Consider the following 15,024-nt stretch of genomic DNA (forward strand, 5'->3'; position numbering starts at 1 on the left):
TTATTCATTCAAACTAGTGAATCATATTGCCTTTAGCACTACAAGTTAGAGACAGCGTTAATATTGAATTTCTTTAATTCTCGAACTACACGAGAAATAGGTAGACCAACAACATTATAGTAATCACCAATTATTTGTTTTACCAGGATAGCTCCATTACTTTGAATGCCGTATGCCCCAGCTTTATCGAACGGATCATTACTCAATATATAATCATTAATTTCTTCAGTGCTTAGCGGCCAAAATTCTACAATAGTTTTTTCTACAAATGATAGTTGCTTATCTTTTGAGTGGATAGCTACTCCTGTATATACTTCATGTTTTTCACCACTTAAATTAGATAGTATGTTAAAAGCTTCTTCATAATTTTTAGGCTTTCCATAAATGTCTCCATTATATGCCACAATAGTATCTGCTGCTAAGATTACATCATGTTGGTTCGTTAACTCAACATGCATTGCTTTATGTATGGCAAGTTGCTCTGCTTTTTTGGCTGGATTATTTGTGATTATAACAGATTCATCGATACCTTTTTTTTGGATAACAAATGGAATTTGTGCTAGTTGTAATAGTTCTTTTCTCCGTGGTGATGTAGAAGCTAAAATTAATTCAGACTTCAAGTGATACCCTCCTTTATAAACTAACATAAACTTTTCTTACATTTAGTATACTCAAATGAGCGTCATTATGAAAATAAGGTTATAGGAAGATAAACTTACTATGTACATAATCGACAAACTTTGATATTTTAATATTAATGTTATTTACAGAGGGAAAAGGGGGAGTAATGTGGAGACACAAGAAACAAATGGAAAAGCAGTTGCTGCTTTAGTACTGGGGATTTTGTCTGTGGTAATTCCTTATCTTGGATTGATACTAGGAATTGTTGGACTAATTTTGGCAAGTGGCAGCCTAAAGGAAATTACTGTAACTAATCAGGGCGGTAGAGGCATGGCAATAGCTGGGAGAGTAACAAGCATTGTCGGTGTTTGTATTTGGGGAATTCTTATTGTCTTTATTATTCTTGGTTTGATATTATTTGCTTCAGATCCATATTATTGGTATTAATTCAATTTCGTTTTGTTCTTAGGAGACCTCTTTGTGGGGTCTTCTTAAATTTGTTAATGTTTGACAATTTAATGGTGTTTGGAAACCGTTGAAAAAGATTAGATAAGCCTTTATATAAACCAAAAAGGGAGAGGATAAAATGGTAAACGTATTATTTTTTGCTTATCCAATGTATGCAGATTTTGAAATCGGACATACACTTTTCTTTCTACGGAAGCTTGGAAAGGCTAAGGTGACAACAGCTACTGTAGATGGAGAACCGGTTGAAAGTCTTGGTGGCCTTATTACACATGCACAAATAGCCATATCTAAAGTGAATCCTCTAGATTATGATTTATTTCTTATTTCAGGTGGAGATGGGGTTTCGCAGGTTTTAGAGAATGTTCAATTACAAAGAATTCTACAGGAATTTAACCATTATGAGAAACCAATTGCAGCTATATGTGCCTCTTCTACACTGCTTGGGAAGGCAGGATTATTATCAGGTGAAAAATTCACATGTACTCCAAATACATATGAATCGTTTAAGGATGTTTTTATCGGTGCAGAATATACAGGAAATCGAATAGAAGTTGTGGAGAACATCGTCACCGCTAAAGGAACAGCATTTCCAGAGTTCACATTAGCAGTAGCAGATCAATTAGAATTATGGAATAGTGAAGATCAGCGGGAAGGTGCAATGAAATTTTGTAAGGGAGAAGTTTAAATCAAATGCCTGAAAAAATTGTAGGACTTCCACCAGTGATTAAAGAGAATTCAAAGGTATTAATTTTAGGTTCTATGCCAAGTGTACTTTCACTTACGCATCAAGAATATTACGGGAATCCCCGTAATCATTTTTGGAAGATTATCTTTGGATTATATGACAGAACAACTGTAGAGAATTATGAGGATAAAATTGAATTTATAAAAGAAAAGGGAATTGCACTATGGGATACAATTGGGACCTGCTATCGGGATGGGAGTTTGGATTCGGCCATAAAGGGCGAAGAGCCAAATGATATTCCAAGGTTGATTAATGAATTCCCCTCGATACGACTTATTGCTTGTAATGGAACAAAATCCTTTCATACGTTGAAAAAGTACTATTTGCCGGAGTCGCTATTCAATATACCGGTAATTAAGCTTCCATCTTCTAGTCCCATCCCTGGAAAATTTAATAAAAACTTGGAAGAGAAGCTTGAGATATGGAAGCAGATAGTAAGATATTTATAGAAAAAAATGTAATTTTCAAAAAAGTATTGTATGGGACATAATTAATTCGGTATAATTGAATTTGGGAGAGTCGTTAGCTATAAGTAGGGTGAGTCGTAAGCTGCAACTTACGACTCGGACAATTTCGTAGGCTGCGGCGACTTCCTTTCTTGGTGAAAAAGGTAATTATCCTGGTTTCATGTGAGATTCAGGGTGATTACTTTTTTTCACGGGTGTTCACAACTAACAATACAAGTGTTGAGAACATAATCATTAGCTCAATGGTCTTGTCAATTGGGATCACAAGCTTCAGCCCCTTTCATGGGGGATTTTTTTGAAGCCGCCACTATCTCCAATTTCCTCAGTCGGTTCTCAGCCTACAGTATTGTCCACCTTATTATACTACATATGAAGGGGTCTCGTATCGAGATTATTGCGAAATGGTAAAATATTCTCATAATTTTAGTTTGCTACTCAAAAATACCTACCCATATCGTTATTCATAGAAATTTGTCGTGTGAGGGGCTATAGGGCTAGTGCTATTTTAAAGGAAAAATAGAACAGAAAATAAACTGGGAGATGGGTTTTATGAAGAAAGTGATCTTAGCTGGAGGAACAGGATTTATTGGGAAATATTTTGAGAATAGATTTAACAAGCTCGGGTATACTGTCTTGATCATATCTAGGCAGAGAGAGCACATTACTTGGGATGATAAACAAGGAATAATTGTGGCACTTGAAGATGCTGAAATGGTCATTAATCTCGCTGGTAAATCAATTAACTGTCGATATAATGAAAAGAATAAACAAGCAATTATCGATTCAAGAATTACAACAACGAAGATACTAGGAGAGTGTATTTTAGCTTGTAAGCACCCACCAAAGGTTTGGATGAATTCGAGTACGGTAACTATTTATCGAGATGCTGATGATCGACCGATGAGAGAGACTGATGGTGAAATTGGTACAGGCTTTTCAGTCGACGTTGCCTCTAAATGGGAGGAAGAATTTAATAAATTTGACTTGCCTAACACAAGGAAAATTGCCCTTCGTATAGCTATTGTGTTAGGAAAGGAGGGTGGTGCGTTTACCCCTTATCGAAATTTAGTAAAGTTTGGGCTTGGTGGAAAGCAGAGTAATGGTAAGCAAAAAATAAGTTGGATTCATATTGAAGATTTATTCCGGATTGTTCATTTCCTTCAAAATAGACCAGATCTAGAAGGTACATTCATTTGTTCTTCTACAAATCCGATAAGTAATGAAGAATTCATGAGGTCAATTCGAAAGTGCATGGGGAAGAAAATTGGAATACCTGCGTCAAAATGGATGATAGAGTTAGGGGCATTTGTAATTAGAACAGAATCGGAACTGGTTTTGAAGAGTCGTTGGGTGCTTCCTGAAAGGTTAAACCAAGCTGATTTTGATTTCATCTATAAAGAATTAGATAGTACGTTGAAGGATATTATTTGAGGATGGAAAGCGTGTCACTCTACATTAATGGCTAATGTAGGGTGACACGCTAAAACTTATGTTTATAATTGTTAATAATATTGAACCCCAAAATTACCCACAACTACTGAGGCAATTTTACTTTTTAAAAATACTTTGTCATTTATGTTAAAGGTACTAGAGGTTTCATCAGTCACTTCCTTTTTTATTAAAACCAATTTTTCTTTATCGATAGTGTATGTTTCATGATAGTTATTCGTATAGTGTATAGCTACTTCGATCCCTTCTTCCATAATTCTTTCCTCCTTACTATGATATTAGTTACAAATATAATACTATGCTTTTTAAAGATTACTTGGTGTGGATTTTTTCTAAGCAACTTTCACTAATTTATTTTTATATGCTTGCTACTATCATCTTTATAGTTATGATAGAAACGAACCATGGGACCGAGGGTATCTTTAAAATCTGGACAATTAATATCGGATCCTTCTAAGTCATGTAAAGCTTGACTACAGTCATAAGAAGAATGGATTGTAAAGTAATCCATTGCCTCAGCCTCAGCTTGTAACCACTTCCTTATTGCTTTTATTCGTAGGGATGCTTTTGTTGCTGAAAGTGGGACTCGACCTTTTGGTTTTCTTCCTAAGTATTCCTCTGTAAGCATCATTTGGAGTTCCCACATCCTATAGGGTTTCGGGTCAGTTAAGTGATAAACTTTACCTTCCCCGACTGGATGGATTGCTAGATAACTAGTTGCTTCCAACACATAATCAGAAGGGACAAAGTTTCCTTCTGCCGTTCCTTTTCCGAAATAAGGAATTACGGGTAAGAACTTTAATTTTTCCAATACATTTAACTGAAAATATAGTCCATCAAATTTTATCGTTTCACCTGTTTTAGAGTGGCCTTTTACGACTCCTGGACGAATAATTGTTGTTGGAATCGTTTCTATTTTATCTTGAACAAGGATTTCTGCTAAGTATTTAGTATGTTCATAATGATTTCGGAATTCTTGTCCTTTTTTTAGTTCGTGCTCGTAGATGTTTCCTTCGCGTTTTCCGGAAACATATGCAGTACTGTAGTAAATGTATCGTTTAAGATTATTGAGGTTGGATAACCAGTTGTTTACGTTCCTTGTGCCATTAACATTCACTTCATAAGCAATATCCTTTGGAACTGCTAAATCATAGATGGCGGCTAGGTGAAAGACGTGGGTGACTTGTTCCTTCAAGGGGTCCATTCTCTCTAATTCTAGTCCAAGACCTTCTTTAGTTATATCCCCAATCACGATAGTAAACTGCTTCCTTGTTAGCCCGGCTTGGTTAATAATCTCTTCTAATGTAGTTTCGGCTAGTGACTTTTGACTAGGTAATATTAATAAATATATATGTTTTATATTCTTTTGGTGGTCATGTATCATCTGTTTTATCAAACTTGAAGCAAGAAACCCTGGAAATCCGGTAATAAAAAATGAATAATACATTATAATTCCTCCTTATCTATTTTAATTCGACAAATACATGCAAAATTCCTTTCTGGGCAAATTTTACAATTTAATAATTCTGGTCTATGTTAAAATTATAGTAATTATTTATAATATTATAAGACTAGGAAAGTAGGGTATTATGAAAAAATTTTGGTTTCGTTTTATCATGTTTGTTGCATTATGGTCCTATTCCATTATTCAATACAGTGATAATTATGGATTAAGTGTTTTGTTTTTTGCAGCGACATTGGGCGTATTCTTTTTTTTGTCCTTACAGCAGGCCTTTATTTCTTTATACATACTTTTATCGTTTTCTATCGTAGTGCATGATTTATTGGTCACTGAGGGAAATCTTTTAACTATTATTCTATTATTTTATGTATCTATCATTGCATCTTTACGACTACAGGAAACTAAGTTAAAAGTCTATCTGATTGTTAATTTTATTCTCTCCATCACTATCGGCTTTTATCAGGGATATACTATCATTGGACTGACGCTCATTATGGTAATGCTTTATTTTCTAATTTTGGCATTGAATGAGTCTAATGTATCGTTAACAGAGCAACGTAAGCTATATGAACAATTATTAGGGGAATATCGCAAGCAAAAAAGGGTTGTATTACTAGCGGAACAAGACGCGAGGACAGAAGAACGGAATAGAATTGCACGAGATATTCATGATTCTGTAGGGCATCGATTGACGGCATTAATTATGAAGCTTGAAATGTTAGCAATTCAAACGAAGAATGAGGATTATCGTGATTTAAAGAAAATGGCTGAGGAGAGTTTAGGGGAGACACGACATGCGGTAAAAGCTCTGCAATCTAAAGATAGTGAGGGAATTGCTACGGTTGTGAATCTCATTAGGCGCCTTGAAGCAGAGAGTCAGATAGTTGTTCAGTTTACCATCAAACAAGGGGTACTAACTGTTCCTTTATCGAATCAAAATAGTGTGGTTTTATATCGCGTTATTCAGGAGGCGTTGACGAATGCTATGCGTCACGGTCATTCAAGAGAGGTACGGGTAATCCTAGGAAAATCAGCTATCGGCAATGTAACGTTTGAGGTATCGAATACTATTTATGAGAAAAAGCCTTTTGAATTTGGGTTTGGTTTAACGAATATGAAAAAAAGAGTAGAAGAAATAAATGGTCGATTGGATGTATATCAAAAAGAAAGTAGCTTTACCATTTCTGGTATTATTCCAACTGTGAATGGGGGATAAAGTATGTGGAAAGTACTATTGGTTGAAGATCAAGCTATTGTGAGGCAGGGCTTGAAAGTGATTCTTGAACAAGATGAGGATATTAAGGTAACGCATGAGGCTAGTAATGGTGCGGAAGCAATTGAAATCTTACAAAAGTATTCTATTGATTTCGTCATGATGGATGTTAGAATGCCCGTAATGAACGGCCTTGAGGCTACAAGAATAATCAAAAAACAGTGGCCGGCTGTGAAGATATTAATTTTAACTACATTTAATGATGATGAATATGCCATGCAAGCTTTAAAAGAAGGTGCAAATGGTTTTTTATTGAAGACTGCAGATTCAGGAAAGTTAATTGATGCTGTTTATAGTTGTATGAGTGGTGGTCTAACAATCCATGATGAGGTGGCGGCAAAAGTGTTGCCTAGGTTGCTTCGACGGGAGAAAAAGGAAACTGTATCTGTTTATTTATCTCCTAGAGAATTATCCATCACGAAGTTAATAGGTGAGGGAAAAACAAATAAAGAAATTGCAGACGAGCTTTATTTATCGATTGGAACTGTGAAAAATCATTTGACTCAAGTGTTACAAAAAACTGGATTACGAGACAGAACACAACTAGCAATCTATGCTGTTAAGCATGATATATGAAAGGTACAGAAGCAAGGCTTCGATAATTTGTAATATCTAGGACCTAAAAGAAGTACTTTTATCCTTTATACTTACATTAAGAAACATAAAATAAGAAGGTGTTCTAGATGCTTGACATTATGTTAGAGGAATTTCCGTTTTCCTCCCTTTGGAATTCAGGAATATTTCTTTTTCTAGCGTTTACAGTAATTATCTATTTATTTATACTACCACAGGAGAAGGACCATCCACTATGGAAACAGATTGTATTCTTCCTTGGACTTGTTGTCGTATTCATTGGTGCAGCTAGTCCATTAAATATTATTGGTAGAATTCAGTTTAGCGCACATATCATACAGGTTGTTTTGCTAGTATTGATAGCTCCACCATTGTTAATAATTGGGATGAAGCGGAAAATTATTGTTCTAGCTTTACAGGTTAAATTTCTCGCTAAACTAATTAATTTTATCATTAAACCATATTGCACGATTGGATTATTCTTTTTGGCTTTATACGGCTACCATCATCCACCAATCTTTGATCAGGCAAGAGTTGATTTGTACGGGAATTATTTGTATTTATTCCTGTTATTTATAACTGGTATTCTATTATGGATACCAATTATCTCAAAGAAAGCGACTCTAAAGTCAACTACCATGTATCATCTGATATGTATGGCTTTAATCTTGCCACTTGGTGGTATATTAGTTTTATCAAAAGAAATTCTTTATCAAGCCTATACCGATTTAACAACATTTACGCAGGCATTAGAGGTTTGTCTACCGGCAGGTGAAACACTCTCACCTGAATTAGTGTTGCTACTCTTACCATTTGAACCTGTCGCAGAACAGCACATCGGTGGAATTGTTTGGATAATATCAGGACTCATTATCTTGATGATTTCTTTATTTGCAAAAAGAAGAATGATAACTAAATAACATAAAGAGCCCCTCTTTACATAGAGGGGTTTTTTGTGTGCTGCAACTTACTGAATAATAAGTGACTCTAGTCATGTCTTAAAACCATACTTTCATGACTCCGGATAGTGTTTATACGATATAAACTATCCTATTCTAATAGTAGGAGGGGATACGAATGATTGAATTAGTGGATTTAACAAAGAAATTTAAACAAATGTATGCAGTGAAAAATTTAAATATGTTTATTGAACGTGGAGAGATTGTTGGTTTATTAGGACCAAATGGTGCGGGGAAATCGACTGCGATATCGATGCTCTCATCTCTTGTTGAGCCTACAGGAGGGGATGTGCGATTTGACAATAAAAGTATTTTAAAGAATCCAGCAGCCTTTCGTAAAATTGTTGGTATGGTACCACAAAATATTGCATTATATACGGATCTTACTGCTGAAGAAAATTTGTTGTTTTTCGGGAGAATCTATCGATTAGGGGGGAAGGAATTAAATAGGAAAGTAGATGAAGTGCTAGAACAAATTGGGCTTACTGACCGTAGGAAAGATGTGGTGAAGAATTTTTCTGGTGGAATGCAGCGAAGACTTAATATTGGTGTCGCGATGTTACACGATCCGGAAATGCTTATCATGGATGAACCAACCGTTGGCATTGACCCGCAGTCTAGAAATTATATTCTAGAGACAGTGAAGCGGCTTAATGAAGAAAGAGGTATGACTGTATTGTATACAAGTCATTACATGGAGGAAGTAGAGTTTCTTTGTGATCGTATCTATATTATGGACAAAGGGAATCTTATTGCATCTGGTACAAAGGATGAGATTAAACAAATACTTTCTTCTGAGAAAACAATTTTAATTAGAGCGGATAGAATAAACGGGAAATTTGTTGAAGCATTAGAACAACACTCATTGATCAATCGAGTAACTATTGGAGAAAAAGAAGTTACCATTCTCGTTCCTCGCGAAGCCAATGTCTTTTCTGAAATTATTAAACTAGCAGAATCTACTGGTCTTGAGTTACTTTCGGTTGATAATAAAACACCTACTCTTGAGGATGTGTTCTTACATTTAACTGGTAGAGCTTTAAGGGATTAGGGGTGATGGGAACATGATATGGCAAATTATAAAAAAACAGGGACTGTTATTTTGGCGTAACCCCCAACAGCTACTTCTTTTTCTTGCATTACCTATTATCTTAATTGCAATTTTAGGAGCTGCTTTAGGCAGTGACTTTCAAAATGAAAGTAGCCCAATTAAGATGAAGGTTGCATTACTAGAGCATGGAGAAGAACAAAAAGAAATAGAACAATTTCTTGCTGATTTGCATGAGAAACTTCCAACAGAAGCGGTCGTGGCGATTGAAAACACTATCGATACTATGGCACCTATTAGGAGTTTACGGTCTGTATTGGAAAGTGAAGAAGTTAGTAACTTTTTGGAGGTTAACCACTTCGGGTCATCCGAAAAAGAAGAAATAAAAGATGACGACTCCTATACCGCTATTATAGAGGTTCCTGAAAGCTTTTCTTATGATGTACTGGAATCGATAGTCCTAGAAAAAACAGAACCACCCACACTACTAGTAACCTATAACGAGGAACAACAGGTTAGAACAAGTATTATTTCTAACTTTCTTACTCAATTCCAAGAACAGCTTACAAAAGGAAGCTTTTTAGGCAAAAACGGTATTGATTTATATACAATTGAAATTCAGCCAATTAAGGGGCAAGTAATTTCTATTAATGAGAAAAATCCTGTATCGGCTAGTTCTTATTATACTATTGGAATGACGGTAATGAATGTCTTGTTCTTAGCAGGAGCAATTGCTTATTATGCATTTCATGAAAAGGAATTAAACGTTTTTAATCGGATTATTTTAGCAAATGTTTCCAGATGGGTTTATTTCATGGGAATTTTGACGGCGGGGACAATTTTTGCCTTTATTCAAACAATGATTATTTTTACTTTTTCATGGCTTGTTTATGGAATTAGTTTCCCGAATATCGTTGACTTCCTTATTGTTACATTTTCATTTTCTTTGTCAGTTGGTGGTCTAGCAGTTTTACTGTCAGCTTTAAGTTATCGACTAAATTCAGAGACTATTACAAACTTTTTTATGAATATTATTGCCACATTGCTTGCGGTACTTGGGGGAAGTTTTTATCCAATCGGGGATTTTTCACCATTGATTCAAACGATTGGGAATATGACCCCAAATGGTGCAGGATTAACAGCTTATTTAACCTTATTAAGGGGAGATGGTATTGCAGGAATCACCGATAATCTGATGTTTCTAGTAATGTTTTCGTTACTGACAGTCATCGTGGCAGCAATATGTTTTCCTAAGAGAGGGGTGGCTGCATGATTGGAATCTTATTAGCGAAACTAAAAAGCTTTATTCGTAATCCTTGGACCTTTCTAATTTTCACAGGCATGTCGATGTTTTTTGCTTTTATATTCGGAGGAGCAAATGTTGATAAAGCTTATGTTCCTATCCATGCTGTAAATGATGAGATAAAAGATTCCTTTATTGGTCAGCAAATTGAGGAACAGGAAGGTTTCCAATTTAGTTGGATGACAGAAGATGAATTAAAGGAAAAGATTGAGACAGGAAATGCTGAAATAGGTGTTATTTTACAAGAAAATGATTTTAACATTATCGTTGGGGTAGATTCCTTTAATACGAGTTTGGTACAACAAATCATTTTAGGTATATATCATGAAAAAAAAGAACGGGAACAAATTCTATTAGCTGCAGGACAGGATGTTTCTGATAAAGGAAATATTTTAAGTGAAATGGATCAAGTGATGGAGAGGCCAATTTTTAATCTTGAATCAGCAAGTTTTCGAGGAGAAGGTGCTTTTGTATATGATAATTCCTTACACCGCATATTTGGCTTTTCGTTATTCTTTGTCATTTACACAATTGCTTATAATGTTTTACCAATTCTAACCGAAAAAAGAGATGGTATTTGGGACCGAATGATTTTATCTCCTCTAAAAAAATCAGAAATGTATGTAGCCAATTTATTATATAGCTTCATTACAGGATACTTTCAAGTTCTTGTTATTTTTTCAATGTTCCGTTATGTTATAGGGGTAGATTTTCATGGACGATTTCTTGAAACTTTATTACTCCTCATCCCGTATGTATTTTCTGTTGTTGCACTCACTATTCTAATCTCTGCAATTGTCAAGAATTCACAACAGTTCAATGCTGTTTTACCGTTACTTGCAGTGAGTATGGCAATGATTGGTGGTGCCTATTGGCCAATCGAAATTGTCGAATCGAAACTATTACTTATGTTGGCAAAAATAAATCCACTAACCTATGGAATGGAAGTATTACAAGGGGCGGCAGTTTATGGATATCCATTAGAGGAGCTATTGTTTCCAATTAGTATCCTGATATTAATGGGCGTTGTTATGACGGGACTAGGAATTCATTTAATGGAGAGAAGGCATATTTGATCGGATTGCTTGTTAGAAAAAGTCACCATCTCATAATAGATGGTGGCTTTTCAAATATCTACCAATGAAATAGTGTGAAAATTTTTAGTATAATAGTATTATAGATTACAACACGAGCAGCATCCTAGGGGGAAGAAAGGTGAAGAAAAAGATACTAAAAATTGTAGCAGGATTTTTTGTTGTCCTGTTGATTATAGATGTTATTGCAAGCTTTTATTTTTATGACTTGGCTATTAATCGCGGACCAAAGGATTTCCTAAGTGGTAATAAAGATTTGGAAGTATCAGCTGAAACCATGGAGGTTTTGCTTGAAGGCGGTTGGCGTGATTGGGTTGCCAATCAGGAATTTGAACATATAGAAATGACCTCAAGAGATGGATTACTCCTTCAGGGGTATTTCCTCGAAGCGAAAGAACCAACAAATAAACTAGTTATAGCTGCACACGGATATCTTGGTCGTGGAAGTGATATGGGTTTATATGGTCAATATTATTATGAGGAATTAGGCTACAATTTCTTTACTGCTGATTCCCGCGGACATGGAAGAAGTGAAGGGGACTACATCGGTTTCGGTTGGCCTGATCGACTTGATTATGTCGATTGGATTAATGCCTTGATCGAAAAACTTGGAACAGATACGGAGATTATATTACATGGCCTATCCATGGGCGCTGCAACCGTCCTAATGACTGCTGGGGAAGAACTTCCGGATAATGTGAAATTAGTTATTGCAGATAGCCCATACACAAGTGTTTATGATTTATTCTCTTACCAGATTAAAAGAATGTTTAAACTCCCACCGTTTCCTTTTATTCACTCAACTAGTATTGTTACGAATGCTAAAGCTGGTTATTCCTTGACCGAGGCATCTGCCTTGAAGCAAGTGAAAAAAGCAGAAGTTCCTATTCTTTATATTGCTGGAGACGCTGATACATTTGTTCCGACAGAAATGGCTCATGAGCTTTATGAAAACACGAATAGTAAAGCAGAGCTTGTTACATTTGAAGGAGCGAATCATGGGGAGTCGTTTGTGATGGATGAGGAGAAATATATTCAGGTGTTGAATAAGTTCTTAGAAGACAATTTGGATAGATAGTTTAGCAATTTACTAGGGGATACGAATCATCAGATTTGTATCCCTATTTTATTAACTGGGGTATTTAAAACATTGCATGATCTGATTAGGCGGGTCCATGTTTTTCGAATTGGGCCCATGATCTGATTAGGCGGTATCATGTTTTCCCGAATTGGGCCCATGATCTGATTAGACGGTCTCATATTTTCCCGAATCGGGCCCATGATCTGATTAGGGGGGGTCCATGTTTTTCTGAATCGGGCTCATGATCTGATTAGGCGGTCTCATGTTTTTCCGAATTGGGCCCATGATCTGATTAGGCGGTATCATGTTTTTCTGAATTGGGCCCATGATCTGATTAGGCGGTCTCATGTTTTTCCGAATCGGGCCCATGTTTTCCTATTCATGAAACGCTGTATAATCACACAAGGGTTTCCAATAATGGAAATCAATAAAAACACGGGTGTCTCTAAAAATCAAGAGACACCCGTGTTTTTATTCTATAGATACTTCTCAAACCAATCACAAATATAATTTAATCGTTCTACACGCAGTTCAGGCTTACCACTTCGGCTTAACTCATGATTAGAACCAGGGAAGCGGACAAATTCAGTTTCTTTCTTTAGGTGTTTAAGAGTCACAAATAATTGTTCCCCTTGTTCGATAGGACACCTGTAATCATTTTCGCTATGCAAGATTAATAGTGGTGTTTCTACGTTACCTGCATATTTTAACGGGGAGATATCCCATAATGCTTCTGGGTCATCTAGTAAATCATGTCCATGCTGCCATTTGTTAAAGAAGTAACCAATATCACTTACACCGTAGAAGCTTAACCAATTACTGATAGAGCGTTGGGTAACAGCTGCTTTGAAGCGATTTGTATGACCAACTATCCAGTTTGTCATAAAGCCACCATAGCTCCCCCCAGTAACACCGAGACGATCTTTGTCGATAAAGTTAAATGTTTCAACGGCATAATCAACTGCAGACATTAGGTCACGATAATCTCCGCCACCATAATCGCCACGACAAGCATTTACAAATTCTTGTCCATAACCATGTCCACCACGTGGATTCGTGTAAAGAACAACATATCCTTGTGCTGCTAAAAGTTGCATTTCATGGAAGAATGTTTGACCGTACATCACATGTGGTCCACCATGAATTTCTAGAACCATTGGATATTTCTTTCCTTCCTCAAATCCATATGGACGTAAAAGCCATCCATGAACATCCCAACCATCTTCAGCTTTAAAGGAAATCGCTTCAGGTTCGCCTACCTCTACTTCATCAAGAAAATCTCTATTTGCATCTGTTAGTTGTGTTGCATGTAAAGATGCATCTAATAAATAGAAATTACAAGGATTTGTAGGTGTGCTTACACCAACAACAAAAGAATCTTTACTTGGGTCATAAGAGAATCCAAAAACATGGCTATCCATATTGTAACGTTCATTTAGTTCACCCTGCATCCCTACCTCATATAGGTTTGTTGCTCCCTTGTCAGATCCAATGAAAAATACACGGTTTTCATCTTGAGACCAGACAGGTCCATTCTCTGAAGAACCTAGGCGGGTATCCCCAGCAATCATATCTCCTATTTGAATATCCCAGCCTTCACTTAAACAAGTGTGTTCTCCTGTTTCCACATCATAAATATAAAGTTTGGTTAACGTTGCATTTAGGTATTCTTGTTTATGACCAAGATATGCAATTTTCTTTCCGCTAGGAGAGAAACTCGCAGTATAGTAAGAACCTTCACCATCTGTTAGTTTAGTAATTTCTTTAGTAGATACATCTAATGTATAAACATCACTTTTTAACTCATATTCTTCCTCAATGCTCAGGTTTGCGGAAAACAAAATAGTCGAACCATCAGGAGAAATATCTTGGAATCCGTGATGAAAATCTCCAGTAGTTAACTGAGTGAAAGTTTCTTTTTCCACATCATAAAGCACGATTTGTGATTTCTTTTCGTCTAAAAATCCTTGTGCATCTGATTTATAGCGTAAGTTTTTTACATGTAGTGGCTTCTTACCTTTTTCTTCTTTTTCTTTTTTCATTTCTTCTTTTGAAAGTTCCTTTTGAACGGTAACATCATCATCTTGTTCTAGGGAAGCGGTGAAGACGATGAACTTTCCATCTTTAGACCATTCTGGATTTACTGCACCATTTTTAAATGTAGTAAGCTGTTTAGCCTCACCACCATCAAGTGGAAGTAACCAAAGCTGTGGAATTCCACTGCGAGTAGATTGGAACACAACAGATTTTCCATTAGGTGAAAAACGAGGATTGCTATTTTTATCATGACCAAATGTCCATTGTTTTGAAGTCTCATCGTCCACACGTTGAACAAATAAATTAGATTCATATTCTTTCTGTTCATTTACATTTGTAGAAACATAAGCGAAAGCTGTACCATCAGGTGAAAACTGTGGATCGCTGAAAACATCAAGATTCATAAAGTCTTTAGTAGATATAGCGCGTTTAGCCATCTAAAAA

At 35.9% G+C, this 15,024-nt stretch carries 15 protein-coding genes; 11 read left to right on the forward strand and 4 right to left on the reverse strand.

The genetic code is table 11. The features are described from left to right. Positions 1-38: 38 nt before the first annotated feature. Positions 39-647: a Maf family protein gene (locus tag K332_RS0100090; protein WP_051359299.1), complete on the reverse strand. Its 609-nt coding sequence runs from the start codon at positions 645-647 to the stop codon at positions 39-41. Between the two features lie 142 nt (positions 648-789). On the opposite strand from K332_RS0100090, the gene K332_RS0100095 reads away from it, so the two are divergent. The 4 genes from K332_RS0100095 to K332_RS0100110 all read left to right on the forward strand — a co-directional run bounded on the left by K332_RS0100095 (position 790) and on the right by K332_RS0100110 (position 3,732). Continuing rightward, positions 790-1,068, forward strand: coding sequence for a DUF4190 domain-containing protein (locus tag K332_RS0100095; protein ID WP_051359300.1), 279 nt, complete (start codon positions 790-792; stop codon positions 1,066-1,068). A 139-nt stretch (positions 1,069-1,207) separates the two neighbouring features. Then, positions 1,208-1,774, forward strand: a complete 567-nt coding sequence (locus K332_RS0100100) for a DJ-1/PfpI family protein (RefSeq protein ID WP_026905585.1) — start codon at positions 1,208-1,210, stop codon at positions 1,772-1,774. A 5-nt stretch (positions 1,775-1,779) separates the two neighbouring features. After that, positions 1,780-2,283 carry a DNA-deoxyinosine glycosylase gene (locus K332_RS0100105; RefSeq protein ID WP_026905586.1) on the forward strand — a complete coding sequence of 168 codons (504 nt, stop codon included), beginning with the start codon at positions 1,780-1,782 and terminating at the stop codon, positions 2,281-2,283. Positions 2,284-2,850: 567 nt separating this feature from the next. Beyond that, entirely contained in the window at positions 2,851-3,732 is an 882-nt protein-coding gene (locus K332_RS0100110; protein ID WP_026905587.1) for a TIGR01777 family oxidoreductase, read from the forward strand. 71 nt (positions 3,733-3,803) lie between these two features. Here K332_RS0100110 and K332_RS0100115 read toward each other — a convergent pair whose 3' ends face one another. Both K332_RS0100115 and K332_RS0100120 read right to left on the reverse strand, forming a co-directional pair. Beyond that, positions 3,804-4,004, reverse strand: a complete 201-nt coding sequence (locus tag K332_RS0100115; protein ID WP_026905588.1) for a hypothetical protein — start codon at positions 4,002-4,004, stop codon at positions 3,804-3,806. 92 nt (positions 4,005-4,096) lie between these two features. Next, complete coding sequence (locus K332_RS0100120) at positions 4,097-5,197, reverse strand: SDR family oxidoreductase (protein ID WP_026905589.1); 1,101 nt, start codon at positions 5,195-5,197, stop codon at positions 4,097-4,099. A 142-nt stretch (positions 5,198-5,339) separates the two neighbouring features. Here K332_RS0100120 and K332_RS0100125 point away from each other — a divergent pair, with 142 nt between their 5' ends. From K332_RS0100125 to K332_RS0100155, 7 genes are all read left to right on the forward strand, one after another. Then, positions 5,340-6,428: a sensor histidine kinase gene (locus K332_RS0100125; RefSeq protein WP_026905590.1), complete on the forward strand. Its 1,089-nt coding sequence runs from the start codon at positions 5,340-5,342 to the stop codon at positions 6,426-6,428. Between the two features lie 3 nt (positions 6,429-6,431). After that, entirely contained in the window at positions 6,432-7,061 is a 630-nt protein-coding gene (locus K332_RS0100130) for a response regulator transcription factor (protein WP_026905591.1), read from the forward strand. Positions 7,062-7,168: 107 nt separating this feature from the next. Continuing rightward, positions 7,169-7,978, forward strand: a complete 810-nt coding sequence (locus K332_RS0100135) for a cytochrome c oxidase assembly protein (RefSeq protein WP_026905592.1) — start codon at positions 7,169-7,171, stop codon at positions 7,976-7,978. A gap of 157 nt (positions 7,979-8,135) precedes the next feature. Next, on the forward strand, positions 8,136-9,068 hold the full coding sequence (locus K332_RS0100140; protein ID WP_026905593.1) for an ABC transporter ATP-binding protein: 933 nt from the start codon (positions 8,136-8,138) through the stop codon (positions 9,066-9,068). Positions 9,069-9,081: 13 nt separating this feature from the next. Further along, on the forward strand, positions 9,082-10,338 hold the full coding sequence (locus tag K332_RS0100145; RefSeq protein ID WP_026905594.1) for an ABC transporter permease: 1,257 nt from the start codon (positions 9,082-9,084) through the stop codon (positions 10,336-10,338). Further along, positions 10,335-11,444 (forward strand): ABC transporter permease, encoded by a 1,110-nt coding sequence (locus tag K332_RS0100150; RefSeq protein ID WP_026905595.1) that lies wholly within the window; start codon positions 10,335-10,337, stop codon positions 11,442-11,444. The genes K332_RS0100145 and K332_RS0100150 overlap by 4 nt, the downstream gene beginning before the upstream one ends. A gap of 139 nt (positions 11,445-11,583) precedes the next feature. Continuing rightward, complete coding sequence (locus tag K332_RS0100155; protein WP_026905596.1) at positions 11,584-12,540, forward strand: alpha/beta hydrolase; 957 nt, start codon at positions 11,584-11,586, stop codon at positions 12,538-12,540. 479 nt (positions 12,541-13,019) lie between these two features. Here the strand turns inward: K332_RS0100155 and K332_RS0100160 are convergent, their stop codons facing one another. Further along, positions 13,020-15,017 (reverse strand): S9 family peptidase, encoded by a 1,998-nt coding sequence (locus tag K332_RS0100160; protein ID WP_026905597.1) that lies wholly within the window; start codon positions 15,015-15,017, stop codon positions 13,020-13,022. Positions 15,018-15,024: the final 7 nt, after the last annotated feature.

The sequence above is a fragment of the Paucisalibacillus globulus DSM 18846 genome (genome assembly GCF_000482485.1).
Lineage (GTDB): Bacteria > Bacillota > Bacilli > Bacillales > Amphibacillaceae > Ornithinibacillus > Ornithinibacillus globulus.